General features: G+C 40.7%; 22 protein-coding genes. 9 read left to right on the plus strand and 13 right to left on the minus strand.

Features of this window, described 5'->3' with window-relative positions; genetic code table 11:
- Nucleotides 1-104: 104 nt before the first annotated feature.
- From H6G68_RS07600 to H6G68_RS27575, 5 genes are all read right to left on the minus strand, one after another.
- On the minus strand, nucleotides 105-758 hold the full coding sequence (locus H6G68_RS07600; protein ID WP_190906080.1) for an HAD-IA family hydrolase: 654 nt from the start codon (nucleotides 756-758) through the stop codon (nucleotides 105-107).
- A 253-nt stretch (nucleotides 759-1011) separates the two neighbouring features.
- Nucleotides 1012-2205 carry an NAD(P)/FAD-dependent oxidoreductase gene (locus H6G68_RS07605; RefSeq protein ID WP_190906081.1) on the minus strand — a complete coding sequence of 398 codons (1194 nt, stop codon included), beginning with the start codon at nucleotides 2203-2205 and terminating at the stop codon, nucleotides 1012-1014.
- 39 nt (nucleotides 2206-2244) lie between these two features.
- Complete coding sequence (locus H6G68_RS07610) at nucleotides 2245-2817, minus strand: GNAT family N-acetyltransferase (protein WP_190906082.1); 573 nt, start codon at nucleotides 2815-2817, stop codon at nucleotides 2245-2247.
- A gap of 80 nt (nucleotides 2818-2897) precedes the next feature.
- Nucleotides 2898-3143 carry a ChaB family protein gene (locus H6G68_RS07615; RefSeq protein WP_190906083.1) on the minus strand — a complete coding sequence of 82 codons (246 nt, stop codon included), beginning with the start codon at nucleotides 3141-3143 and terminating at the stop codon, nucleotides 2898-2900.
- A 145-nt stretch (nucleotides 3144-3288) separates the two neighbouring features.
- Complete coding sequence (locus H6G68_RS27575) at nucleotides 3289-5100, minus strand: calcium-binding protein (protein WP_190906084.1); 1812 nt, start codon at nucleotides 5098-5100, stop codon at nucleotides 3289-3291.
- 270 nt (nucleotides 5101-5370) lie between these two features.
- On the opposite strand from H6G68_RS27575, the gene H6G68_RS07625 reads away from it, so the two are divergent.
- Together H6G68_RS07625 and H6G68_RS07630 are read left to right on the plus strand one after the other, a co-directional pair.
- A complete protein-coding gene (locus H6G68_RS07625; RefSeq protein ID WP_190906085.1) occupies nucleotides 5371-6849 on the plus strand; it encodes a LuxR C-terminal-related transcriptional regulator in 1479 nt (492 codons plus the stop codon).
- 1 nt (nucleotide 6850) lies between these two features.
- Entirely contained in the window at nucleotides 6851-7975 is a 1125-nt protein-coding gene (locus H6G68_RS07630) for a tetratricopeptide repeat protein (RefSeq protein WP_242045172.1), read from the plus strand.
- 101 nt (nucleotides 7976-8076) lie between these two features.
- Here the strand turns inward: H6G68_RS07630 and H6G68_RS07635 are convergent, their stop codons facing one another.
- On the minus strand, nucleotides 8077-9708 hold the full coding sequence (locus H6G68_RS07635; RefSeq protein ID WP_190906086.1) for a DUF655 domain-containing protein: 1632 nt from the start codon (nucleotides 9706-9708) through the stop codon (nucleotides 8077-8079).
- Between the two features lie 196 nt (nucleotides 9709-9904).
- Between H6G68_RS07635 and H6G68_RS07640 the strand changes: the two genes are divergently transcribed.
- Nucleotides 9905-11071 (plus strand): cysteine desulfurase family protein, encoded by a 1167-nt coding sequence (locus H6G68_RS07640; RefSeq protein ID WP_190906087.1) that lies wholly within the window; start codon nucleotides 9905-9907, stop codon nucleotides 11069-11071.
- Between the two features lie 281 nt (nucleotides 11072-11352).
- A complete protein-coding gene (locus tag H6G68_RS07645; RefSeq protein ID WP_190906088.1) occupies nucleotides 11353-12087 on the plus strand; it encodes a DUF1995 family protein in 735 nt (244 codons plus the stop codon).
- 150 nt (nucleotides 12088-12237) lie between these two features.
- On the opposite strand, the gene H6G68_RS07650 is transcribed toward H6G68_RS07645, so the two are convergent.
- Nucleotides 12238-15093, minus strand: a complete 2856-nt coding sequence (locus H6G68_RS07650; RefSeq protein WP_190906089.1) for a zinc-dependent metalloprotease — start codon at nucleotides 15091-15093, stop codon at nucleotides 12238-12240.
- A gap of 497 nt (nucleotides 15094-15590) precedes the next feature.
- Between H6G68_RS07650 and H6G68_RS07655 the strand changes: the two genes are divergently transcribed.
- Nucleotides 15591-16271, plus strand: a complete 681-nt coding sequence (locus H6G68_RS07655; protein ID WP_190906090.1) for a uracil-DNA glycosylase — start codon at nucleotides 15591-15593, stop codon at nucleotides 16269-16271.
- A gap of 71 nt (nucleotides 16272-16342) precedes the next feature.
- On the plus strand, nucleotides 16343-16585 hold the full coding sequence (locus H6G68_RS07660) for a hypothetical protein (protein WP_190906091.1): 243 nt from the start codon (nucleotides 16343-16345) through the stop codon (nucleotides 16583-16585).
- A gap of 84 nt (nucleotides 16586-16669) precedes the next feature.
- Here the strand turns inward: H6G68_RS07660 and H6G68_RS07665 are convergent, their stop codons facing one another.
- The 3 genes from H6G68_RS07665 to tyrS all read right to left on the minus strand — a co-directional run bounded on the left by H6G68_RS07665 (nucleotide 16670) and on the right by tyrS (nucleotide 19350).
- Complete coding sequence (locus H6G68_RS07665; protein WP_190906092.1) at nucleotides 16670-17263, minus strand: hypothetical protein; 594 nt, start codon at nucleotides 17261-17263, stop codon at nucleotides 16670-16672.
- On the minus strand, nucleotides 17260-17976 hold the full coding sequence (gene pyrF, locus H6G68_RS07670) for an orotidine-5'-phosphate decarboxylase (RefSeq protein WP_190906093.1): 717 nt from the start codon (nucleotides 17974-17976) through the stop codon (nucleotides 17260-17262). Before pyrF ends, H6G68_RS07665 begins: the two co-directional genes overlap by 4 nt.
- Nucleotides 17977-18153: 177 nt before the next feature.
- Nucleotides 18154-19350 (minus strand): tyrosine--tRNA ligase, encoded by a 1197-nt coding sequence (gene tyrS / locus H6G68_RS07675; RefSeq protein WP_199332529.1) that lies wholly within the window; start codon nucleotides 19348-19350, stop codon nucleotides 18154-18156.
- A 173-nt stretch (nucleotides 19351-19523) separates the two neighbouring features.
- Between tyrS and H6G68_RS07680 the strand changes: the two genes are divergently transcribed.
- Entirely contained in the window at nucleotides 19524-21446 is a 1923-nt protein-coding gene (locus tag H6G68_RS07680) for a PBP1A family penicillin-binding protein (RefSeq protein ID WP_190906095.1), read from the plus strand.
- Between the two features lie 155 nt (nucleotides 21447-21601).
- On the opposite strand, the gene H6G68_RS07685 is transcribed toward H6G68_RS07680, so the two are convergent.
- Both H6G68_RS07685 and H6G68_RS07690 read right to left on the minus strand, forming a co-directional pair.
- Nucleotides 21602-21925 (minus strand): DUF1825 family protein, encoded by a 324-nt coding sequence (locus H6G68_RS07685; protein WP_071190669.1) that lies wholly within the window; start codon nucleotides 21923-21925, stop codon nucleotides 21602-21604.
- A 378-nt stretch (nucleotides 21926-22303) separates the two neighbouring features.
- Nucleotides 22304-23245: a J domain-containing protein gene (locus H6G68_RS07690; RefSeq protein WP_190906096.1), complete on the minus strand. Its 942-nt coding sequence runs from the start codon at nucleotides 23243-23245 to the stop codon at nucleotides 22304-22306.
- Between the two features lie 502 nt (nucleotides 23246-23747).
- Between H6G68_RS07690 and H6G68_RS07695 the strand changes: the two genes are divergently transcribed.
- Nucleotides 23748-24122, plus strand: a complete 375-nt coding sequence (locus H6G68_RS07695; RefSeq protein ID WP_190906104.1) for an NINE protein — start codon at nucleotides 23748-23750, stop codon at nucleotides 24120-24122.
- A gap of 14 nt (nucleotides 24123-24136) precedes the next feature.
- A complete protein-coding gene (locus tag H6G68_RS07700; RefSeq protein ID WP_190906097.1) occupies nucleotides 24137-24670 on the plus strand; it encodes a ComEA family DNA-binding protein in 534 nt (177 codons plus the stop codon).
- Between the two features lie 101 nt (nucleotides 24671-24771).
- On the opposite strand, the gene lepB is transcribed toward H6G68_RS07700, so the two are convergent.
- Nucleotides 24772-25344 (minus strand): signal peptidase I, encoded by a 573-nt coding sequence (gene lepB, locus H6G68_RS07705; RefSeq protein ID WP_190906098.1) that lies wholly within the window; start codon nucleotides 25342-25344, stop codon nucleotides 24772-24774.
- Between the last annotated feature and the right edge of the window lie 204 nt (nucleotides 25345-25548).

Genomic DNA, 25548 nt, shown 5'->3' on the forward strand with positions numbered 1-25548 from the left:
GGGTTTCCGCCTGTACTAGTCATAATTGCGTGATTTGCGCTTTTTTGACAATTTTCTCCCCTAATCTTCTTCTGGGTAAAAAAGTTGAGGGGATGAAGAAGAATTTAATAATTTTGCTCGCGGTTAATCCAAATCCCCCTGATTCCAGCAGCTTTAGCACCGTGATAATCATCTGTAATGCTGTCACCAATATGCCATGCTTCCTCTGGGGAACAGCTATGGCTTTGCAGGGCTAGTTTAAAAATTTGCGGATCTGGTTTAGCTGCACGTACTTGGGTAGAAATGGTAATGGATTTAAAATAATCTCTGAGTCCCAAGCTTTGTAAAACTGAGTACAGCCGAGAATCGAAATTAGACAATACACCCAATTCTACTCCCAACCGTCGCCAGTTCACCAAAGCTAGGGGAACATCTGGATAAACAAACCAAGGTTCAGCAGTGCCAAAGTGGATATAGAGTTCACTAAAGAAAGCAGAAAAGTCAGAAAATTCTTTGAGAACACCTGCACCTGCAAAGGTATTTAGGGCGATGATTCGCCACCAATCAAATTCCCGTTGGGCAATATCTTTAATATCTGCATCCAGAAATATAGGTGGTGGTGCAGCTTTAAAGCTTTTAAAAAATTGTTTATTCAGGATTTCGGGGGAAACCACAACGCCAAATTCTTGGGCTATTTGACTATAAACTATCCCTACACTGCCTTTGACTCCAAAGAGTGTACCTACAGCATCTACAAAAATAACTTTCGGTTTTTTCATAATAAATAATAATAATACCTAATGCTAATTACTTATAAATCAATAGGGTTCAATTAGGACTGATATAGGAATTATCAATGATATCTGATAGCTTGCGTGGCGTAGCCATAAAATTTTAAGTCTCCTAGGGTGGGAAATGCCAACCGCAGCAATGATTTAGGTGGGCAATGCCCACCCTACGGTTGAATGTATTTACGAATTTTTTTCTTTCCCTACACCCCACACCCAGCCTCAACAGAAGATCGAAAGTGATTTACCGAGAAAGGGTTTCGATAATCGGACGCACTAGCCAGTTAAAGCCTACTTTGAGTTGATGATCTAAAGTTGGTAGCCTATACAAATAAGCTAGACGACGGGCGAGGTATGCTAAAGAACCATCTAGTTTGATGCCTAAACCGGTGAGAGTGGCGTTGTCTACTCCCAAGGCCATCATTTCGCCTAATTGTTGATAGCGGAAGGGAAGTAGGGGACGATTGGTTAAAGAAGCCCAGATGTTCCATGCTGTATAATCGGCTTGTTGAAAGGCAACTTGGGCTGTGGCGGGTACTTGCTTTCCTTCTGCGTCAAGACAGTCTGCTAAGTCTCCTAATGCAAAAATTTCTGGATGTTCAAGTACTTGCAGTTGAGGTGTTGTGGTGATTTGGCCGCGCTGGTTTTGCTTGAGGGGGAGGGTTTTGATCACTGAGGCGACTCTTGTTCCTACTGTCCAGATTACCAAATCTACGGGAATTTCGTCTATTTGATCTTTATACTCTAGGGAGATGGTATCTTCTGCAATTGATACTACTTTGGTTTCTAAGTCAATAAACACGCCTCTGGTTTCTAAGGCTTTTTTGGCGGCTTGGCGGTTAAACTCTGGGGAAGTTCGTAAAATTTGATCGCTGATTTCAATGAGGCGGAAGCGTCCTTTTTCACCAATTCTATCTGCGAGTTTACAGGCTAATTCTACGCCACTGTAACCAGCGCCAACGATGGCGACGCGAATTTTTTCAGTATTTGATTCTTCTAAAATTCGCAGGCGTTCTTCTAAACGATAAACGTCAGTGATGCTACGGAATGGATAGGCGTATTCTGTCGCGCCTGGTACTAAATCTAAGGGTGTTTCGCCACCTAAAGCCAATACTAGCCGGTCGTAGGAAATTCCTGGACTATCTTGTAACTGTACCCGTTGCTTGTCTATGTCAATTCCTGAGACAACTGCTTGATGAAAACGCACTCCTGTACCTTGTAACAGTTCTTGGTAGGGAGGAGCAATTTCCCAGGTTTGGAGTTCGCCGGTGAGGAGTTCGTAGAGTAGGGGAGAGAAGATAAAGCGATCGCTCTGATCTACTAATATAATTTCAGGTTTTGAACTAGATTCCCAAGGTAATTGGCTTAAACGGAGGGCGGTGTAGAGGCCACCAAAGCCGCCACCTAGTATACAAATTCTTGTAGTTGGTTGAGTCATGGTTTTTATAGAAAGCTAAATCCCAGCCAGGCATTTATTTTAGTGTAATGATTTATTGCGGTCTATTGCCATTAGCCAGCAATCCTGATATTTACCCTCGTGCAGTTCATAGGAGGGTAACAGCTTAATTTTTACAAACCCAGATTTTTCATAGCAGCGGATAGCGCGGGGATTTTTTACACTTGGATCAATTACTATTCTAACAGCTTGTAGTTCTGTAAAAATGAACTCTACGGCTGATGAAAGCACTTGTGTCCCAATTCCTAGATTCCAATATTGAGTTTCGCCGATAAATAAGTCAATTCCATAGACATTATCTGTATTTTCTAAACAATACATTTGTCTAATTTCTTCTGGTAGTTGATTGAGACAATAATATTGTAAATAACCAATATCCTGATTTTTATAGGAGAAGATACAGGGAATTACAGGTTCTTCTCCCTGAATTCTCGGTTGATAGGTGGCGATAACTTTTTCTAAGTAATGAGGATCATCTCGTCCTCCATAAAATTTTAATACTTGCTCATCTGTGCGCCATTTTTCCATTAACTCATAATCATAAAGATTATCTTGCATAGGACGAAGTTTAATTTCGTCTTTAATAATTAGCATATTCAATATTTCTATAGAAAAAACGGTCTACATAAATTATAAACCGTCAGCAATGCCACATTGATTTAAAAGATAATTAATTAATTCCCACCAGACGTTACAGATTTATGATGTATAGCAGGATCTTCTGGTTTTCTACGCCAGTTACCTTCGCTATCTGGTTCATATTCATTGTGAACACTATTCCAAGCTACTTCCTTTGCACCTTCTTCTCTCATTCCATCATGTTGTGCAGCATTGAAAGCAGCCACAAAAATCTGTTGTGCGTGTTCTGGTAGTCGTGCTTGGATATCTTGAGGTAATTCATCTATTTTGCTATAAGGCATAAACCGACTCCGATGTTCTCACTTAGGTTTATGTTACTAATTTAGTAATTATTTTTCCTCTTTCGAGAAGTAGAGATTTGCATGACTATACTTTAGATAGAGTTGAGTCGGTTTAATAATCACAGGGAAGTTTAGCATGATTCAGCTATACAGAAAAGTAGTTGTTAGTAGTTAATAAACCAGTAGCCACTGTACCAGTTATACCTGTTAAATTAATTAAAAGGTCGCTACTAGAATTAAAGGCAGCAAGACTATCGTTAACTGATAGGTAAGTGCCTCCATTCCAACCAAAGAATACAGATTGTTTAGCAGCTAAAGATTGTGTTCCCGCAATATTGGGATTAGCATCTTGATAGGCAGCGATCGCAGCAGCACTTAATGTAGAGTAGTTAGCTGTTGAGAAAACACCAGCATTAAAGAGTGCTGTGGGCAGAGAATTAACGACAATGCGATCGCCCTGACTAGGATTAAAATCAATGATGCGATCGAGTGCAGCTAACAGCGAATTTTTCAAATCAGGGTAGACAAAGCGATCTGCACCTAGTCCTCCAGTTAGGTTATCTCCTCCTGCTCCTCCAGAGAGAGTATCATTAGCAGCACCACCATCTAAGAAATCGTTGCCATCTCCTCCAGAGATTGTATCGTTGCCGTCTTCTCCATAGAGAACGTCATTGCCAACTTCTCCTTTAATGGTGTCGTTACCAGTACCGCCAAAAGCCTTGTCATTGCCATTACCAGCGTTGATAATATCATCTCCTGCTAGGCTAAAGAAGACATCATCACCATCAAGACCGTTGAGCGTGTTGTTAGAAGCATTGCCTGTGATGCTATTGTTAAGACTATTCCCAGTGCCATTAATATTCCCTGTACCAATGAGGGTAAGATTTTCTACATTGGCTCCCAAGGTATAGCTGACAGAAGATTGAACTTGATCAATTTCCGTGGCTAGGGTAGATGTTTCTTTCACTACATCACCTATGCTATCAACAACGTAAATATCATCGCCTAAGCCACCATTCATGGTGTCATTACCAAGTCCACCGTCTAAAAAATCGTTGCCAGCCCCACCATCAAGTGTATCGTTGCCGTCTTCTCCATAGAGAACGTCATTGCCAACTTCTCCTTTAATGGTGTCGTTACCAGTACCGCCAAAAGCCTTGTCATCACCATTACCAGCGTGGATAATATCATCTCCTGCTAGACTGAAAAAGACATCATTACCATCTCCACCATTCAGGGTATTATTGGCAGTATTTCCTCTGAGGCTATTGTTAAGAGCGTTTCCTGTACCGTTGATAGCAACAGTGCCTATGAGGGTGAGATTTTCTACGTTGGCTCCCAAGGTATAGCTGATTGATGAATAAACATCATCAATTTCTGCGGCTAGGGTAGATGTTTCTTTCACTACATCACCTATGCTATCAACAACGTAAATATCGTTGCCTAAGCCACCATTCATGGTGTCATTACCAAGTCCACCGTCTAAGTAATCATTGCCACCATTACCAAATAGCTGGTTATTTTGGCTGTCACCAGTAATAGTGTCATTCGCATTTGTACCTTTAACATCATCAAAGTTCACTACTGTAAATGAACCAACACCAGGTACTCCATTGACGGTTAAACTTTGAGTCCCTAGGTTGACATTGATTGATACACCAGCCCCAGCGCTTGAAGTATCAATAGTGTTATTGCCTACGGATGAATTGGCAATAATTTTCTCGATTTTCACCAGTTGATCTGTGCTACCACCACTCTTTTTCAGAATTCCTGTTGGTAAGAGGGTGATACTTTGATTCAAGTTGCTGTAATCAGCCGTATCTGTACCAAGTCCCCCATCTAAAGTATCGTTACCTAAACTGCTTAGGATAGTATCATTACCTTCAAGACCGAATATTTCATCATTAACATCAGTCCCAACGAGAAAGTTATTCGTAGAATCACCAATAATAGCCATGATGTAACCTCTGTTATTTTCTGCTAAATGGTTTACAGTCTCAATTTTCAGTTGTTGTTTGTATTTGCCCTTGCTTATGACACAAAACAGCAGACGTAATTTCAGCTTCAAGCAAGGAGGCCACCATCCAATTGAATATTGAGAATGTATATACCCAGTTTACAAACACATAAATACATTGCTTCCAACTGTGCAGAAATACTCACAACTGTGTATAATATAGGCTAATCTACAGAATATACACGATAAAATCATTACCCAAGAGACACTGTGGATATTGATCACTTCCATACAGCACTTGAAGGACTTACCCGCCAGCAGCGACGAGTGCTAGACAAATTCTTATGTGGTGAGAAAGACCAACAAATCGCTGATGCTCTTGTTATCACTAAAACAACAGTTCGTAAACATATTGAAGCTATCTGTAAAGCCTTTGGATTCGCAAACCTTCCAGGCGAGCGTCTTTCCAAGCGACTGGAATTGATCAGTTTATTTTATAAGTACAAACCAGAGTTAGTTCAAGAGAATATACCCATTGAAACTCAACCAGCAGAGTCAAACCTACCACCGCTAATCAATGAATTTCTTGCTTATGACAGTGCGTGGACGGGACGAAATGATTTAATTTCCGATCTGAGCAAGCGGTTACAAGGCTGTTGTCGCTTGCTCCTTTTGGTTGGACTTACAGGTATTGGCAAGACAGCACTAGCAGAACGTTTGAGCGTGGAATTAGGCAATTGGTTCAATCATGACCCAGAAAAACTTTGCCGAAAAAACTTTGATCACAAACTCACCCCTTCAGACTTCGTGAGTGTATCGGTAAAATGGTTAGAAGATTCTGGTGAAACCTTGTCTCCAGAGGAACGAAAACAACCACAGTCCTTACTGCGTCGGTTAGTCGAATATTTTTGTCACCATCCACAGCTAGTCTTAATTGACTCTTTGGAATTTTTGCTGTTTGGTGATCAAGACATTGGCTGGAGCGATTTTATTGATGAATGGTGGTGTCAATTTTTTGCCAGCTTGTTGTCAGCAGAAACTTGTCAAAGTCGCTTTATTATTACTTCTCAAGAATTACCAAACCAACTGGTACAAGCCGCGTCACGCTATCCCAATTTTTGGCACTGTCAACGAGTTGATGGACTCACAGAAACGGAACAAGTCTCTTTATTTGATAAAGTTGGTTTAGGTTCTACTTTGCAATCTCTGGAAATGAAACTGCTTTTAAGGATAGGCAAGGCATATAAAGGACATCCTTTGGCATTAAGAACCATTTACGGAGAAATTATCAATGATTTTGCGTCCCATGTTTCAGCCTATTGGCAACAGTATGGCCACGAGATTAAAGAAGTGGAAAAAGCTTTAGCTGAAGCTAGTCTGGGGATTGTAACATCACCAAATGATCAATGGAAATTAGATCGGTATTCTGTAGAGTTACGCAGAAAAGTCCAAAGCAGGCTGGAGCAAACATTCAAAAAACTATCAGATCATGCCTATCATGGCTATATTTTGCTTTGCACAGCTTCAGTATATCGTGAACCAGTGCAAAAAGGTTGGTGGTTGAGGCATTTAGAGTATAGGGGATATACCGATGAACAGCAAAAACTCGCACTAGAAACTTTAAAAGATCGTTATTTGATAGAAATTTCATTTGATCAAAATAATGGAATGATCCTGATAGGAATGCACAATTTAGTTCGCAGTGTTGCTATAAACCATCGACAAAAATTATGTACACAAGAGGCATAAAATGGAAATTTCCTTACTACCAGGATCTATCGTACTTGAAAAGATAGGCATTCAACCATCCACTCTTGTACAACAAGTTCCCCTTGAACAATTAGATAATTATATAGCTGTCATCAACTGGCTAACAGATTACCAAACTCAAATCAATGCTACCCACCGCCAAAAGTTGGAGGGATATTTGCAAGCACTTTATCATCTCTGTGATGCTCAAGCTTGGACAAAAGCCAGTGATATATTATCTATGCCTTTAACTCCACCCAGTCAACAGCAATTTCATCAACAATTGGGTATCTGGGGATGCTATGTAGAACTGATTAATTTATATAAGAATCTTATCGGTCATTTAGATCCTGTCACTGAGCTAGCTTATTTATGTGGTTTGGGCAATGTTTATTATAATATGAGTCAATATTCTCACTGTCTTAATTGTTATGAAAAAGGCTTAGAAATAGCTACGAAAATAGCTGATGAATCCATGAAAGCTCAACTCCTAAACAATTTAGGCAGCGTGTATTTAATGCAAAGCAATCATGCTACTGCTATTGAATTCTATGAACAAGGTTTAACTATTGCCCATCAGCTTAGGGATCGCCATCTGCAAAATATTTTGAATACGAGATTGGGTCTTGCTTATATCTATTTAGGACAATATAGTAAAGCTTTGGAGTGCTATCAAAGTGAGTTGGTAAATGTTAGAGAAATTGGTGATCCTGAACAAGAATCTATAGTGTTAACAAGTTTAGGACTTGTTTATATTTGTATGGAGGATTATTTACAAGCACTAGATTACAATAAACAGGGTTTAGCAGTTGCCCAAAAAATTGGTTATAGAACTCAAGAAGCTTGGGGAACTTGTAATATAGGCAAAACTTTGATGCGGATGAATCAGTATCAAGAAGCAGAACAACATTTACAATCAGCTTTAACAACTTTCAGAGAAATGGAATGCCGTCTGGCGGAATCTGAGGTACTCGAAGCCCTATCAGAACTATATCAAAAAATGAACCTTCATAGTTTAGGTTCTCAGTGCTATGAGCAAGCTTTAGCAATTAGTCAAGAGTTGGGTGTTTCTATTATCAATCCTACCAGTACAAAACTACCAGTTCCGAAGGTAGATAGTTTGTGATTATAAGCATTTAACTTGCAAAAATTAATTGCACAGGAAAAATGCCCGTTTTACAAAATTTTGGTTCTTGCATCTCATGTAAAAAATAAATATTGTTCATATTACCAAGTTACACGTTCTTGCCATTTTTCTAAAGTTTTAATACTAATTCCTGGAACTTTTTCTACATCTTGTAAAGATGTAAATTTTTGCTGTTGACGAGCAATAATTATCCTTTCGGCTAATTTCTTACCTACACCTGGGAGAGTTTCTAATTCTTCCTGGGTTGCTGTGTTAAGATTGATTGTTGCATTTTCTAACTTTTCCAATGATGAAGGAGTTTTGATTTGGGGACATTTTTTGACTTCTGCATCAATTTTAGTTTGAATTCTTGGCGGTAAACCTGGTTTGATATTTGTGTAAAGTCGATTAAATTCACGTTCATAATGAGCCGCTACTGTAGGATTTTCAATGACTATTAACGTTTCATCATTACCATGATTAGCTGCTTCTGACCAATTATGTGAACCTGTAATTACAGTTTGGTTGTCAACGATAGCAAATTTATGATGTAAAAAATCTCCTTTGGGTAAAATTGGAACTCCAACTGTAGAAATAGGATTTTTCCAAAGACGGTTATCAATTTCATATTTACAGTTATCACTGACAGCAATTCCCATCATATCTAAAGCTTCACTATAGAAACGATAGGCAAATTGTGGTTCAATTAAAGCCCGAATTTGTACATTTTGATCATGACGCTTTTCTAAAATATTAGCTAATAGTTGATCTGAAAATACAAATAATGCCATATCTACAGATTTAGTGGCTGTATCCAAGGTTTTACCAATTAATCCATTGCTAGTATGACTCCAAATTTGAGTTGATGAAGTCGGAGAAAAATGTACGGTAATTTTATTCTTAGCTAAAGTGATTTGTTTGGGTAAACGCAGGGGCTTTTTCACACCAAATATACTATCTGGTTTTCCTCCTGCTCCATCACCCCACATCATGTTAAACTCTTCTGTAAATAAAGTTGCTAATTCGGGACTATCAATTTTTAATAAATTGTTGGCGTTTCCTAAACTGCTGGGATTTGTAAAATCACCGAAAGTATCGCTTAAAGTGAAATTTGCAGAAGTAACAATCACAAAGCGATTATCTATGATTACAAATTTATGGTGCATTAAACTGCTACCTTTAGAACCATCAGCAGTATCATCTATCCAGGGTATTTTGGCATTTTGGATAATTGCTAAAGCATCTCGTTGACTAATTTCTTCAGGTGTGATTTGATCATCTTGGTTGAGATCAACAAATTTACGGAATTCTTGATATCGGTCTTGTTCTCTTTTTGCTAATTTCTGTATTTCTGCTGATGTAAAATTACTCCAAGGACGAGAATAGTTATTCTCTAAAATTAATCGCACTTTTACCCCAGATTTATGTTTAGCAGCTAGGGCTTGAGCAATTGTTGGTAAACGCAATTCTTGTACTGCTATATCTACAGTAGATGTAGCTTGAGAAATAACATCCACAATCTGTGTTTCTAAGTCATCTCCTAAGCGGGTTTGTTGACGGTAAGCTTCCTGATATTCTGAAGATTGGGAATGATTAAAGTAAACTTGAATTAATGGATCTTGGGGTAATGGTGCTAAACGCTGATTTGAAGACTGGACTTTTTGACAACCAAAAAGAGTGAAGATTAATAAAAAAATATAAGATAAATATCTTTGGTGAGGGAAAATAGACACGGTAATCTGAATCAAAGTGAATTAAGGGTTAACGTTTTTATTATTCCCCAAATGGTGTATGTCGAATTATATAGAAAACCCACTGCGTCAAAATGGAATAGATCCGCATTTAGGACTAACTCAGTAATACGGAGATGGGGAAATTATTGTTTGATAAATAAATAGGCGAACCGGGTATAACTCAATTATTGATTTTATGCAAATATATCTAGATTACAGTGCAACTACTCCTACTCGTCCAGAAGCGATCGCAATCATGCAAGCAGTTCTCTCCCAAGAGTGGGGTAATCCTTCCAGTTTACATGAATGGGGCAACCGTTCAGCGTTGGTTCTGGAACAGGCGAGAATGCAAGTTGCAGGATTAATTAACGCCATTCCTGAATCAATTATCTTTACTTCTGGGGGAACGGAAGCAGACAATTTAGCAATGATGGGGGTAGCCCGATGTTACACTGTCCCCCAACATATTATTATTTCTAGTGTGGAACATTCTGCCATTTCTGAACCAGCACGAATGTTAGAAAGTTGGGGTTGGGATGTAACCCGGTTGGGTGTTGATCATCAAGGTAGAGTCAATCCCCTAGATTTAAAAGCAGCTTTGCGTCATAACACGGTTTTAGTCTCCGTGATTTACGGACAAAGTGAAGTCGGGACGGTACAACCGATTGCTGAATTAGGTAAAATTGCTAAAATACATGGTGCTTTATTTCACACAGACGCAGTCCAAGTTGCCGGACGTTTACCTATAGATGTGCAGACTTTACCTGTAGATTTACTAAGTCTATCTAGTCATAAACTATATGGTGCTTTGGGTGCAGGGGCGTTGTATGTGCGTCCCGGTGTGGATTTAATGCCTTTGGTGGGGGGGGGTGGACAAGAAAGAGGACTGCGTTCGGGTACGCAAGCAACACCCGCTATTGCGAGTTTTGGGGTAGCTGCGGAATTAGCGGCGCAAGAATTGGTGGGGGAAAGGTTAAGATTGATCGAATTGCGCGATCGCTTATTTTCTCTTTTAGCAGATGTTCCCGGTTTAGTTCCTACGGGTGATTTAATCCACCGTCTTCCTCATCATCTCAGTTTTTATTTAAAATACGCCGATGGGGAAAAAATCAGCGGTAAAACATTGGTACGTCAGCTAAACTTGGCGGGGATTGGTATTAGTGCCGGTGCTGCTTGTCATAGTGGTAAATTAAGCCCTAGTCCGATTTTATTAGCAATGGGTTATTCTGAAAAAGCGGCTTTGTCAGGAATTCGGTTAACCTTGGGGAAACAGACGACAGCAGCAGATATTGATTGGACAGCGATGGTGTTGAAACAAGTTTTGCAGAGATTGATGCCGGATTTATCTTTAGCAAAATATTAAATCAGGTGTTGTTTCACGCAGAGGCGCAGAGGCACAGAGAGTAAGAGAATTTTATACATGAATTCACCAACCTCTAAGATCAAGCCCGGTTAAATACTGTTTATATACCTACATATCTTGACACCCCACCCCCAACCCCTCCCCGCTTGCGGGGAGGGGAGACAAAGTACAGCTTTGTCGGGGAGGGGTTGTTTGAAAAGTATTGGCTGAAAGCTGAACGTCTAGCCGCCAAACTGAGAGAATTGAATATTGATCAAGAGACTTTATCCAATATCTAAATTATGCCAGAACTACCCAAAACCTTAGAAGATGCGATCGCCCAATCCCGTGAAGCTGTAAAATCTGCTTTAGCTGATGGCATGACTCGCATTCAAGTTGATTTTCTGTTTCCCGAACTCAAATTTATGCCAGTTGCAGCACAATTTCTGCCTGTGTTGGCTGAATATGAATCCCGTCTCAAAGTCTTTTTTGCTGATGCGGGTGCAGCTGCTTTAGCCCGTCGAGATTGGCAAGATGTACCATTTAAAATTGAGGATATTGGTACAGGTAGGGCTGCTTCTTTGCAAACCAAAATTCAGCCAGAAGATGAAATTTTCCTCTTTATCGCCCCAACTTCCGTAGAAGTACCGCAATTAGAAAAGCTATGTGAAGTAATTGGTACGCGCCCCTTCATCATGTTAAATCCTCGTCTCGAAGATTCGGGTGTCGTCGGTATTGGTTACGCTGCTAGAGAAACCCGTCGCCGTTTCATCAGCACCATTGAATCTTGCTATTACCTCCGCCCTGTTGATGAAGAAAGCGCCGTTTTTCGTAGCTATCCTGGACAGTGGGAAGTATGGTTAGAAATTGAAGGCGAATATCAAAAAATTGCCGAACTACCAAAAAGACCGGCAGGTGATGAGTTAGATATGATTCTCATGAAGGGACAACCGGTAAACTCCACAGATGGAACACCTGCAAAAAAACCCAGTGTGTTTAAGAGTTTGCAACGGTTTATCAAGGCTTTGAGTAGTTAAAGGGCGGAAAATGTAGAGATGTTTCTTGAAACGTCTCTACAATATAGCAATCCTAATTACAAATTACGTTGGCGTAGCCTGCCGGAGGCACTATTACGAATTACGTATCCCTAGCGGGACCGTAGGCACTATTACGAATTACGAATTATTCTAATTCCCTTGTAATGGGGCGTTTAAGGTTTTATCGATGCGATCGCGTGTTTCTAATAGGAAAGCTTTGGTATATTCATCTTCAGAATTCACTCCTCTAAGTTTGCTATTCAACTGTTGGAGTTTATACCAAGCTAAAGTCCGAGCATCTTCTGGTACGGCTTCTTTCCGCAACACCATAGCCATCAACAAATTCAGATATTCCCGTTGTAAACCTCGCCGCAAACTAGAAATTTTTAATTTGCCTTTGGGTTGTAAAATTTCCGTCCAAATCCCATTTTGCAAAGTATCGAATAACTCAGGTAAAGTTAATGATTGCCCAGCTTTACTTTTCAATTCAATATCCTTGAGACGAGAAAGGCGATTGCCTGAAAGTAAATCCCCTAACACCGCACTCTGAACAAACAACACCAAATCATGAATTGGATAATCTAAACGTCCCGTCTTGGGAGTAATACCCCAATGTCGCCACCGTGAAGGTGCTAATTTATTCAGCAATTCTGGGGAAAAATTCAGCGCATCCTCAGCAAATACATACTTTTGCAGAGTTGCTAATGCCTGCCTTTGTTGTTCTACTGGAACTGCTACAAACGGCAATTTTCCTTTCCCTTCACTGGGATGAACTCGATAAAAAGACTGTCCACCAATGTATTTACTCGTATAGAATAACTGCTGTAAATAATTACCTAATACAGTTTCAAAGCGATCGCTTAAATCACTATAACTTTCTCCAGCCATTGGATAACCCTGATTTAAACGTTGCCACATCAGACGGGAATTATCCAACTGCCATTGAGAATAAACCAGCACATTGCCGCTATTATCCCAAGCAGCCGAAGTCGGATCAATATCAGATGTATCCTCATCAGGAGAATAACTCAACTCTGGTTTTGCTGATTGTTCAGCAATTTTATCTAAAAATGGTTTTTCCCCAATAGGAGTTTTAGCTTCAGAAGGAGAGTAGCCATACTGAATTGCCCAGTCATCATAAGTTCCCACCATACTGGGGAAATAATCTCCCTGCTGCGTACCCTGGGGGGCAATATTGGGGGGAATGTAATCCATTACCGATGATGTCAAACCTTTGCTACGGCTAATTTCTAGATTATTCATCTCCTCTGGTGGTAAGAGGGTACTACCACGAAAATTGTGCCGCAAACCTAAAGTATGACCAACTTCATGAGCAATAATTAAACGTAAATATTGATGAATATAATCTTGCACCTGCTCTTTGGTCGGAGTAATATTTGGCAACAGTGACATCGCCAGCGAACCAAAAGCAAATTGGTTAGCAGCTTCGATTCCGTAGCATAAATCATACTCTCCTGCTAGTTTGGATAAATTGCCTAATAATCCTTTAGCCGTTTTATCACCTTTGTTACAAAGCAGACGATTTTGCATCAATGCTGATAAGGAAGTACGAGTTTGTGTTTGGTTGGGTAAAACAATTTGACGATAATCCTTTTTTAATACCCGGACAAAACTTGCATCTACGAGAATATCTGCATCTAAAATTTCTCCAGTCAAAGGATTACTACGAGATGGCCCCATCGCAAAATATCCATCTACAGTATTAATCCAGCGGATTGTATTGTAACGAATATCGGCTGCGTCCCATGTGGCATTATCTGGCATTTGTCGGACTTCGATTGCATCCTTAAATCCCGCTTTTAAAAAGGCTTGATTCCACATCAATACACCTTCTTTAATTGCACTGCGGTACTCCAAAGGTACAGCGTTATCAATCCAGAAAACTATCGGCTTTTTGGGTGGAGAAATTTCTGCTTGGGGATCTTGTTTTTCTAAATTCCAGCGATTAATGTAACGCACAAAAGGATCATTCCGATCATCTGTGGATAAATCTTGATAAGCAGTGAGGAAATAACCCACTCTATCGTCTGCTAACCGGGGTTGATAATTATTTTTAGGTAATTCGGAAAGGCTGTAATGAACTCGCAGAGTAAAGCCCCGACTATCAGGTAGCACATTAAAATTCTGGTTTTGATTATTGCTACTTTTACCACTGCTAGAGAAATTGAAAACCGATTCAATTTCTACATTTCCTGGAAAAACTTTAGCATTTCCAAAGTAGTTTTGCTCAGGACTAGCAGCCAATTCTAAACCCGCAGATAATCCAGCTAAATCTGTCAGCAGCAATTCACCTAAATCAATGAGAATAGTTTTGCGTTCTGGATTAATACTTTTAATTGGGATAGTATAGAGAATAGAATCACTAAAAGACCGGGCCAGCGATCGCGCTTGGGGGTCTCCTTCACGGGTACGAAAATTAACATTACGGACAACAAATTGTAAGTTATTATCTACTCGTTGGAAATAAAATAAAAAATCTTGCAATGGCATTCCACTGTAAATACCTCTTTCACCAATACCCGATTCCAAGGTAGCTGTAGCTAAGAAGTTTTTCTGTAGTTGCTCTGGTTTAATCTCTAAATATATTTTATTTTTCTCTTTTTGACGATAAAGAGTAAACATCCCTTCTAGCTTTTCAGCATCTTTCACTACTTCGTTAAATTGCTCTAATTCATCCGGTTTAGAGGGTTTAGTGCTAGGATTAGGCTTTGTTTTGGGCTGATTAGGAGTTTTAGCAATTTGTAAAAATGGTTGCTGTCTGGCTTTATATGGATCTTGCACTACCCACATAAAAGGTTGTTTGTGTACTTGTTTGTTTTGATCAATCACCCATATTTTTGATGTTGGTAATGTGTTCTCAGCCACTTTTACCCCTGCTTCAGTTCCTAGTTTGAGTCGATTGATTTGTAGTGACTTAGCGCCAGCAGTTCCCATTCCTAAAAACAAAGTGTGTAACAAAACGATATAAAAAGTTAATTTGTTCATTCTTTGCCACCCTAATAAGTCAGTATTCCTGGTTAACTTGCTATTGTCCCAAAATTAAGGCAGTTTTCACTTATACCATTTCTTTGTGAGCCTGCGCCAAATTTTTTGATCTTTTATTTCTTTCTTCGCGTCCTTCGCGCCTTCGCGGTTCGTTTCCTATCTAATTTGGCGCATCTTCATAGAGAATTGGTATTAGGGACTTCCAATTAAAAAAATCCCCAATTTGTAGGGTGGGTTAGCGCAGCGTAACCCACCATTACTATCCCCTAAATTTATGGTGGGTTACGGACTACCTAACCCACCCTACGATTTTTGGGTAATTTATTTTTTGGTGTTCCCTTAGCCAATAGTTGAATTTCCGAATACTGGTTATACATCAGTTTAATATACACTCAAAAATACAACAGAAAATAAATAAAAACCCTAATACTCATATACAATAATATTTAAATAAGCACCTACTTTAGAAAAATTGCCTAGCCAAAATCCCAATTTTCATGAGCAACGATACTCAACTTAGCCTTTTTAACGAATCAAGCTTTAACCAAAAAGATCTAATTCCCACAGATTCTAAAATTCCCATTCCTGCCGATACTTATCCCACAATAGACGATTTGGCACAGCATTGTTGTATCTGTCAACGTTGTGAATTGGGGAAAACTCGCACTCATGCTGTAGTTGGACGTGGCAACTTGCAAGCTACAATCATGATTATTGGGGAAGCACCAGGGCAACAAGAAGATGAAATCGGTTTACCATTTGTGGGTAAATCAGGGCAATTACTAGATAAAATTTTGGCATCAGTAGAATTAAATCCAGATAACGACGTATATATTTGTAATATTGTCAAATGCCGTCCACCAGAAAATCGAGTTCCCACTCCCGATGAAATGGCGGCTTGTAAGCCTTATTTATTAGAACAAATTCGTCTAGTTAATCCGAAAATTATTTTATTAACAGGTGCAACTGCTGTCAAAGCTGTAACTGGCGATAAGCGGCCAATTACGAAAATTCGCGGACAATGGTTAGAGTGGTCAGGGCGTTTATGTATGCCGATTTTCCATCCTTCCTACTTGTTACGTAATCCGGCTAAAGAAAAAGGTAAGCCTAAATGGTTGATGTGGCAGGATATACAGGCAGTGCGGGCGAAGTTTGATGAAATTCGGAATCATGGCTGATGGAACTGAAGTCTAGACTGAGACTTCTTTTTGCTGGTTAATCTGGTAAACATCACCAAAACAGGGAAACTATGTCATTCCTTATGGGTTTAACGGTTGTTGTCTTTTTAGTAAGTTTAGCTGTCATGGGTTTGGTAGTAGCTTATTCCACTAGTAGCAATTCCAGTGGTAGAAAAAATTCTGGCTCCGGCGACTATTCTAGCAGCAGCGATGCTTGGTTCGTTGGAGATGGTGGGAGTTATGACAGTGGTAGCAGCAACGATTCCAGTAGTTGCGACAGTGGGGGATTTGACAGTGGTGGTAGTTGTGATTAAGCGCCCCAGTTATCTTGATACTGTGAGATGATTTCCTGAACTTGTCACCAATGAATTGAATTTTGTCCGAGTACTTATTTCCAACTATCGCCTTCGCACAGTTCCGGCTTGACAATCGTGTAACCAAAGTTTAACACCTTGAGCGATCGCACCATTACTACTATCTCTTGCTGGTGCAATAGTTGATTGGGCTGGATAAGCAGCAGTTTGAGTCAACATCATGACCACATTCCAACCATTTTTAGTTTTCGTTAAAAACAGTCTGTGAAATTGTTGTAACTCTATCGCTTTTTTATTTATATACTTTCGTTCCAAGGTAGTAAAGAAAACCTGTTCAACTCCCTCTGATTCATACTTGACGGCATTAATACCGGGATTTAAAGGTAAAGATTGAAACTCCGGTTTACCTGCTGCCAAAATATAAGGGAAAATATCCACACTTCGTCCCAGACGACGGGCGCGTTGGGTGGTACGGTTGGCGTAACTCGGTAAATCACGCAATAGCTGAGTAGTTATTGTTTCTAAACTTTGCTCAGAACAAGAAAAACCGGTTTTTTCATTTTCTCCCTGCCTGCTATCCTGGGGAGTGAGAGTTTTGGAAAATGCAGGGTAATGAAGGCTATTAGAAATTAAAAGCCAGCAGCTAGAAGTTACAAGCCAGCTGATTCTTGCTTTCATGAGACTGTGTTAATTTCTTCAACAATCTGATTCCAAGCTAATTCAGGGTCAGCCGCAGCAGTAATGGGACGACCAATAACTAGATAATCTGCACCTGCAAGTATAGCTTGAGAGGGGGAGAGCGATCGCTTTTGATCTCCTTTCTCAGCCCAAGTTGGACGTACTCCTGGACAAACTAGTAAAAAATCATTTCCACAACTTTCCCGCAATTGTCCCACTTCTTGGGGTGAACAAACCGCCCCATCTAAACCAGATTCTTGAGCTAAAAGCGCCATTTGTAAAGCAAATTCCGGCAATTCTAAAGGAATTTTCAAATCAAACGCCAACTGTCTTGTAGAAATGCTGGTTAACAAAGTAATAGCGATTAACTTTGGTGGTTTAGTCCCCGCTTTTTCCGCCCCAATTTGCACCGCTTCCACCGCAGCTTTCAGGGCATCTTTACCATTAGTAGCATGAATTGTCAATAAATCCACGCCATAACTAGCCGCAGCCCGACAAGCACCGGCGACAGTGTTGGGGATATCGTGAAATTTCAAATCTAGAAAAATCCGCTTTTGGCGAGATTTGAGAATTTCCAGAATAGTCGGACCAGTGCTGGTAAACAACTCCAAACCAACCTTCCAGAAAGTGACTTGGGGAAGTTTATCAACAAGAGCGATCGCACTATCTAAATCTGGTACATCTAAAGGAACGATAATTTTGTCGGTAGTCATTGGTCAAGGAATAGGGAATAGGGAATAGGGGACAGTGAACAGTAAACAGCGATATAGCGGTATGCACTCTTTGTGAGATACAGTCATTAAATCGCAAAACCTGTAGGGGCGGGGTTTCCCCGCCCTTGATTGTATTGCATCCAACCGATAACCGCTATAACTGATAATTGACCCCAGTCACTCTACTAAACGGACAAAATTCTTTTTACCAACTTGTAGAACCTTACCGTATAAATCCCCAGGTTCGGCAAAAGTCGTATCCACATCAGTCACCTTATCACCATCTAACCTCACACCACCCTCTTGAATTTTCCGTTTACCTTCTGCGGTACTTTTACACAAACCAGTAACACCGAGAAGATAAGATAACTTTGCTGGAAATTGTACCTTCTTATCAGCTAACTGAAATTCAGGAAGTGTACCCTCTTCTCCACAAGTTGTTGCTGCTTTTTCAGCTTCATTCGCAACCTCTTCACCATGATATTGTTTGACAATTTCCTTAGCCAGATATTTTTGACAGTCGCGCGGGTTTTCTGGCAGACTATCCAGAGGTAAATCTGTCAGCAATTCAAAATACTGTGACAGTAAATTATCTGGCACACATTGCAACTTCTGATACTTTTGGGAAGGATGTTCTCCCAAAGCGACATAATTACCTAAAGACTTAGACATCTTTTGTACACCATCAGTACCAATCAAAATTGGCAGAAGTAGCCCAAACTGAGGCTTTAGACCAAAATGGCGTTGTAAATCTCGCCCCACAGCAATGTTAAACTTTTGGTCAGTTCCGCCCAACTCCACGTCAGCATCAACAGCCACAGAATCATAACCCTGCATTAATGGATACAGGAACTCATGGAGGAAAATCGGATTCTCCTTTTTATAACGTTCCGAAAAACCTTCCTTGGCTAACATCTGCCCAACAGTCATAGTCGAGAGCAACTCCAAAATTTTCCCCAAATCTAGACGGGAAAGCCATTCCGAGTTATAACGCACCTCCAACCTGCCGGGTGTGTCAAAATCTAAAATAGGACGCACTTGGTCAAGATAAGTTTGGGCATTTTGTGTTACATCGGCTTCAGTCAGTTGACGACGTACATCAGATTTGCCAGTAGGATCACCAATACGTGCGGTAAAATCACCAATAATCAGAACCGCTGTATGACCAGCATCCTGAAAAGCCCGTAGTTTGCGTACTGGTATACTATGACCAAGATGAATATCCGCACCCGTAGGATCAATACCCAGCTTGACTCTTAAAGGACGATTCGCATTTGCTAAACGCTGTTCTAGACTTTCAGTTTCACTATCATGATGGGGTTCCGGAAAAATTTCTGCCACACCACGATGCAGCCAAGAGAAATCTTGAGCCATACTAGGGGATTCACTATTAACTACACTTTGCACTTTAGAAATTAGGTTAGTTATGTTCACTGGCAAATTATCCGTTTTCTGCGCTGCCAAACTACTATAATTGCAAAAAATTAACCGTCTGATTTCATTGAATGAATTACATTTAAATTTACAAGTGAGGAAGTGAGATCGCCGTGTCGTCTAGGACTTTTGAAGACAAACAGCCACCAGAGCAGGCTTCATCTGGTTTTGAGTTTTTCAAAGGAGTAGGTCAGGTAACTGGCGGTACTCTGTTATCTATCACGTTGCTGGCAAGCTCTATTGTAGCCGGAGGACTAGTTGGACTAGCCATTAGTTTCCGCAACTTGCCAGATGTCAGACAACTACGTAACTTTTCTCCTTCAGAAACTACATACATATATGACATTAAAGGTAAGCTCTTAACAAGTGTTCACGGGGAAGCAAACCGAGAAGTTGTACCCCTAGATAAAATTTCCCCCAATCTCAAACGAGCCGTATTAGCCAGTGAAGATGCTAACTTCTACACCCACCACGGTATTAACCCTACTGGTATTGGGCGGGCTGTGGTAGTCAACTTGGTAGCAGGGGGTGTGAAAGAAGGTGGTTCTACCATCACCATGCAGTTGGTGAAAAACCTGTTTTTATCTCAAAAGCGTGCTTTTACCCGAAAGTTAGCAGAGGCAGTTTTAGCAATTCGACTAGAGCAAATTCTCACCAAAGACCAAATTTTAGAAATGTACCTCAATCAAGTTTATTGGGGTCATAACAACTACGGTGTACAAACAGCTGCACGCAGTTACTTTAACAAGTCATCAGAAACTTTAACTTTGGCTGAGTCAGCAATGATTGCGGGTTTAATCCCAGCCCCAGAAGAATTCAGCCCATTTGCCAGTATGAAGCTGGCAAAACAGAAACAAAAAGAAGTTCTGGGGCGGATGCTGGAATTGACTTGGATTACCCAAAAGGAATACGACGACGCTCTCAAGCAAGAAATTAAACTTGGTAGAATTAGGTCATTTCAAGGCAGTGCTTCACCTTATATCACCAATACCGTAGCCCAAGAATTGGCGAAAAAGTTTGGGCGGGAAGCGCTGCTAAAAGGCGGAATGCGGGTTCAAACCACAGTTGATGCCAAATTTCAAGAAATGGCTGAGGCAACGGTCAGCAAGTGGCATAAAACTTTACTGGGACAAGGGTTATACAAGAATCAAATTGCCCTTGTGGCAGTTGATCCCCGGACACATTTTGTCAAAGCCCTAGTCGGTGGTGTAGATCCTAAAGCCAGTGAATTCAACCGCGCCACCCAAGCTCTACGCCAGCCAGGATCTTCTTTTAAACCCTTTGTCTATTATGCAGCCTTTGCCACTGGCAAATATGGCCCAGATAGCACAGTAGTAGATTCTCCAGTCAGCTACCGAGATGGGAATGGTTGGTACTATCCGAGAAACTATGATGGCGGCTTTAGCGGAGCCATGTCAATTCGCACTGCTCTGGCCCAGTCTCGCAATATCCCCGTGATTAAGCTGGGTAAAGCTGTGGGCATGAATAGAGTAATTGAAATCTGCCGCACTTTGGGCATTATGAGTCCAATGGAACCTGTAACTTCTTTGCCTTTGGGTGCAATTGGTATGACACCTCTAGAAATGGCTAGTGCCTATGCTACCTTTGCCAATTATGGCTGGCAGTCGCCACCAACTGTAATTGTGCGAGTCACAGATAGCAGTGGGAATGTGTTACTCGACAACACACCCAAGCCGCAGCGAGTCCTTGATCCTTGGGCATCGGCAGCAATTATTGATGTCATGCAATCTGTAGTCACAAGTGGTACAGGTAAAGGCGCTGCTATAGATAGACCCGTTGCAGGTAAGACGGGAACAACTTCCTCTGAAAAAGATATTTGGTTTGTGGGTACAGTACCACAACTCACAACTGCTGTCTGGGTAGGGAGGGACGATAACCGTCAATTGTCCAGTGGTGCAACAGGTGGTGGTATGGTGGCTCCCATCTGGCGTGATTTTATGGTGAAAGCTCTCAAGGATTCACCTGTAGAAAAGTTCAAGTCACCCTCCCAGTTTACTCGTCCTAAATCAAATTAGTGTTTCTGGAGGCAGGGGGCAGGGTGCAGGGTGCAGGGGGCAGAGGGCAGGGTGCAGGGGGCAGGGGGCAGTAGGTAATTATTTCACCCCATCTCCGCGTCACCCCATCTCCCCAACTCCCCATCTCCCTATCTCCCTATCTCCCCAGTCTCTAGTCATAATTGTTTTTCTAGCTCTGTTTTCATCCTTTGTAGGGTGACATTCATTTGCTCAAACATTTGTTGCGGAGTGACACCAAACTGACCCATCTGAGTTTTAAGCTGCTGCATGGTCATTTGCGCCATGAAGTCTTCTGATAGCTCGAACCGTTTCATAAAGACGCGATATCGATCCATCATTGCTTCCATTTGCTCAATAAATAGCTTTTTGCCCTCGCGGTCAAATTTGCCGTAGTTGTTGCCAAGTTGAATCAGCGCTTGATAATCTTCAAACAGCTGTTTGGCTTCTTGCTGAACTATTTCAGAATCAAAGAATCCCATTTTGCTTCTATTCAACCGAGTGTTATTACTCAGTAACTTCAAATTTTGCCTCTATTTCTATTTTAGTCTAGGGGACAAATCAATTCAAAATTCAAAATATAGCAGGAGTCAGGAGTCAGGAGTCAGGAGTCAGGAGTCAGGAGTCAGGAGTCAGGAGTCAGGAGTCAGCACTTCGACTACGCTCAGTGACCGGAGTCAGGAGTAAAACCCTCTTGTAGTGGGAGTTTCATTATCAATTGATGTCCTAACAACCCTGTCCACGGCTATAGTGCTGACAGCAGGCCACTTTTACAAAATTCCATAGAACTGCTGAGAGGGAATTGCCAACTACGAAATTTTACGTAATTTTATTTGTATTTTTTTACTTAGTGTGAGGGCTTAAGAATCTTTTTCTTTTTTAGATAAAAATCGATTTAATAAGGCGGCAATACCCAAAGCTTTGGCGACTGATTTAGGATTACCGTTTTCAGTAGGTTGAATGTTCAGTTGAGCAGCGTATTTCAAAGCTAGGGGTTGCTTGGGGTTCAGTTTTAATGCTTGACGTATGTAAACCTTAGCCATTCCCAGGAATTTCTGTTGGAGATGTACTACCCCCAGTAAAGCATAATAATCACTGTTATTTGGTTCTAGCTTGATAGCATCGCGCAGTTCTTGTACTGCTAGATCCCATTTTCCTTGTTCTCCATACTGAACAGCCCGCTCATAGTTACGTCGAGCATAGTTGATCGGAACGGGGGTAAGATTTTTGTCTTGAGGTAATTTCAGTTCGACTGGTTTGATTTCTGGTCGGGGGATGATGGACTTCGATGAAGTTGTCCACTGTTCTGTGTTTAAAGCATTATTTTTGTGTAAGGATAAATAAACTAAATTCAGTTTACTGATTTGTTTAGTAACTTGATGTGATTGCGGGAGTGACTTATATTGGGCAGATGCATAAGAAGTGATGGCTTTTTCATAGAAAAACTCAGCCTCATTGGGAGACATGGACATGATATCGACATTGAGTCCAGTTTGAAGAACTGAAACTGCCTGTTTGTCTAAGTCTGTCGCTTTTGAGCGCAACATCCCTACTAGGTTAATCCGTTTTTTTGCCTGTTTCAATTGCTGGTAAGCTGGGTTAATTAAACGAGTCAATATAACTCTGCCTAATTCAGCATCTCGATTATTAGTATTGATATAGTTATCAGGATGTAGTTGCTTTGCTAAGGCATGATAACGTTTAAGAAGTTGATGATCATCCGCATTTACAGAAACTCCCAAAACAGCATAAGGGTCAATGAGTAGTTCAAGTACTTCTGGTGGCAGGGAGTTCTGTGACATTTTAGTAAAATTTGCATATAAAAGCTTTAAGGTGGCAGCAAAGCTAAGTGCAGACTCAGAAATTTTGAATTAGGTGAATTAATGCCAAGGGTTTGTGATGATATATAGCAGTTATATGTGATTTTTGTGTATACCTGACGGGAGTGTATGGCTAAGGCCACCCAAGCTAGAGCTAAAGTGGTCTGCGTTCTGACTGGGTTTAAACAACTCAGCACCCGGATTTCCCTTCTTTTCTGTTAAGAGTTAAGAGTTAAGCAGAAGCTTAGAAAGTTAAGATGTTGTTTGCTTTTTTCCCACAATTAAACAGGAATTGTACATAGCTTAGTTGTTTGAATTTACTTAACTTGTCAGGAGTAACCGATAGCTATTGACTAAATCCATAAAATAGATTTAGATATGCATTTTTTGTTTCATACTTCACCATGCTGAATTAATCTAAGTGGATTAGCGATGATGGCTGTTTTGTCTTAGGAGTTGTGGTATTTGGAGATTGATGGATATGATTTTACACAAACGGAAAAGCCGAAGCATTGCTGCTATTCTAGCCTTTTCTGGCACAATGACAATTTCAGGATTACATAAATTTTACTTAGGACAACCACTATGGGGAATTGTATATGTTTTGTTGTCTTGGACACCAATCCCTAAGGTGGCTAGTGCTATAGAGGGAGTTTGGTATTTAGCCCAAGATGAAGAGGCTTTTGACCGGAATTTTAATTTCGGTAAGTCAGCAGCTAAAGTTTCTCTTCAGGTCAGTAATCAAGTAGAATCAGTAGCTAGTGCTGTACGTGAGTTAGATGCTCTGCGCCAAGATGGTTTAATTTCGGAGTATGAATTTGAGCAAAAGCGTCGCCATCTCCTAGACCAGATTTCTTAAGGTAATCACAAACGATGAACAACTGGCTACCTTTAAATCTGAAATTGCAAAAACTCCGCGCCAAGCTGGTGAACGATCCTTACTATCGTCTCCAATCTGGGGAAGAAATTCAGATGGCGGCACAACTGGGTATGCGTATTGATGCTAATCAAGCAACTGTTGATGATTGGCTGCGTTTACCTGGTTTGTCTATTCATCAAGGGCGATCGCTTGTGGAACTTTCCCGCTCTGGTGTTAAATTTTATTGTATTGAGGATATTGCTGCGGCTTTGAGTGTGCCTGTACAGCGGCTAGAACCACTGAAACCTCTACTTAATTTTAGTTACTATGATGACGAATCTTTAGATAAACCTACTTACTTGCTGAACCCGAATACAGCAACATTAGAGAGTTTGGCAAAAATTCCCTTTATAGATTTACCCCTAGCCCAAGCAGTAGTGCAGAATCGTGTCACTGCTGGGCCTTATCGTAATCTGGTTGATTTTCAGCAACGCCTAGAATTATCTGGTGAAGCGATCGCTCAGTTAATGTATTATCTGCGGTTTTAGGAAGAAGGTGACAGGTGACAGGTGACAGGTGACAGAAAGAAAGCAGAGGAGGCAGGGGGAGATTAACTAATGACCAATGACTAATGACTAATGACTAATGATTAAATTACCCCAAGACGGTCTAAAGGCCAGAAGCGAAAGGTAGCGCGACCGATGAGGTTTTTTCGTGGTAAAAAGCCCCAGTAGCGAGAGTCATTGCTATCGTTGCGGTTGTCTCCCATCACAAAAAATTCATTTTCTGGAACTGTTACGGCTGGGAATGGCTGATTTGGGGGTTCGGCGATGTAGTCTTCTGGTAAGGGTTGACCATTGAGGTAAACTTTGCCCTTATTAACACTAATTACCTCTCCGGGCATACCAATTACCCGTTTGATAAAGGCTTGATTTTTTTGATATCCCCGACGTTGCAATTCTGGTGGTGAGGAAAAAACGACTATATCGCCAGTTTTGGGAGGGTGAAAACGATAGGATACTTTTTCTACTACCAAGCGATCGCCTGTGTGTAAGGTGGGGTACATTGATGCTGATGGGATTAACCGAGGTTCAGCGATAAATGTTCTGATTAGGAGTGCTAAACATAAAGCGATCGCAATTAAAGTCAGATTTTCTTGCCAACCATGCCATGTTTTTGAGGATGTGGAAGTTTCTTTAATATTACTTTTGTCAGGATTCATAGGATTTTTCAGCAAGTTTAAATTTGGAACTACCTTGACTATTGTGACTCTAAATGTATATTTATTAGTACTTTTGGTTCTGTGCGAACCCTTACAAATACAGCAGAATTCAGGAGTCAGGAGTCAGGAGTCAGGAGTCAGGAGTCAGGAGTCAGGAGTCAGGAGTCAGGAGTCAGGAGTCAGGAGTCAGGAGTCAGGAGTCAG

The sequence above is a fragment of the Anabaena catenula FACHB-362 genome (genome assembly GCF_014698735.1).
Lineage (GTDB): Bacteria > Cyanobacteriota > Cyanobacteriia > Cyanobacteriales > Nostocaceae > Anabaena > Anabaena variabilis_A.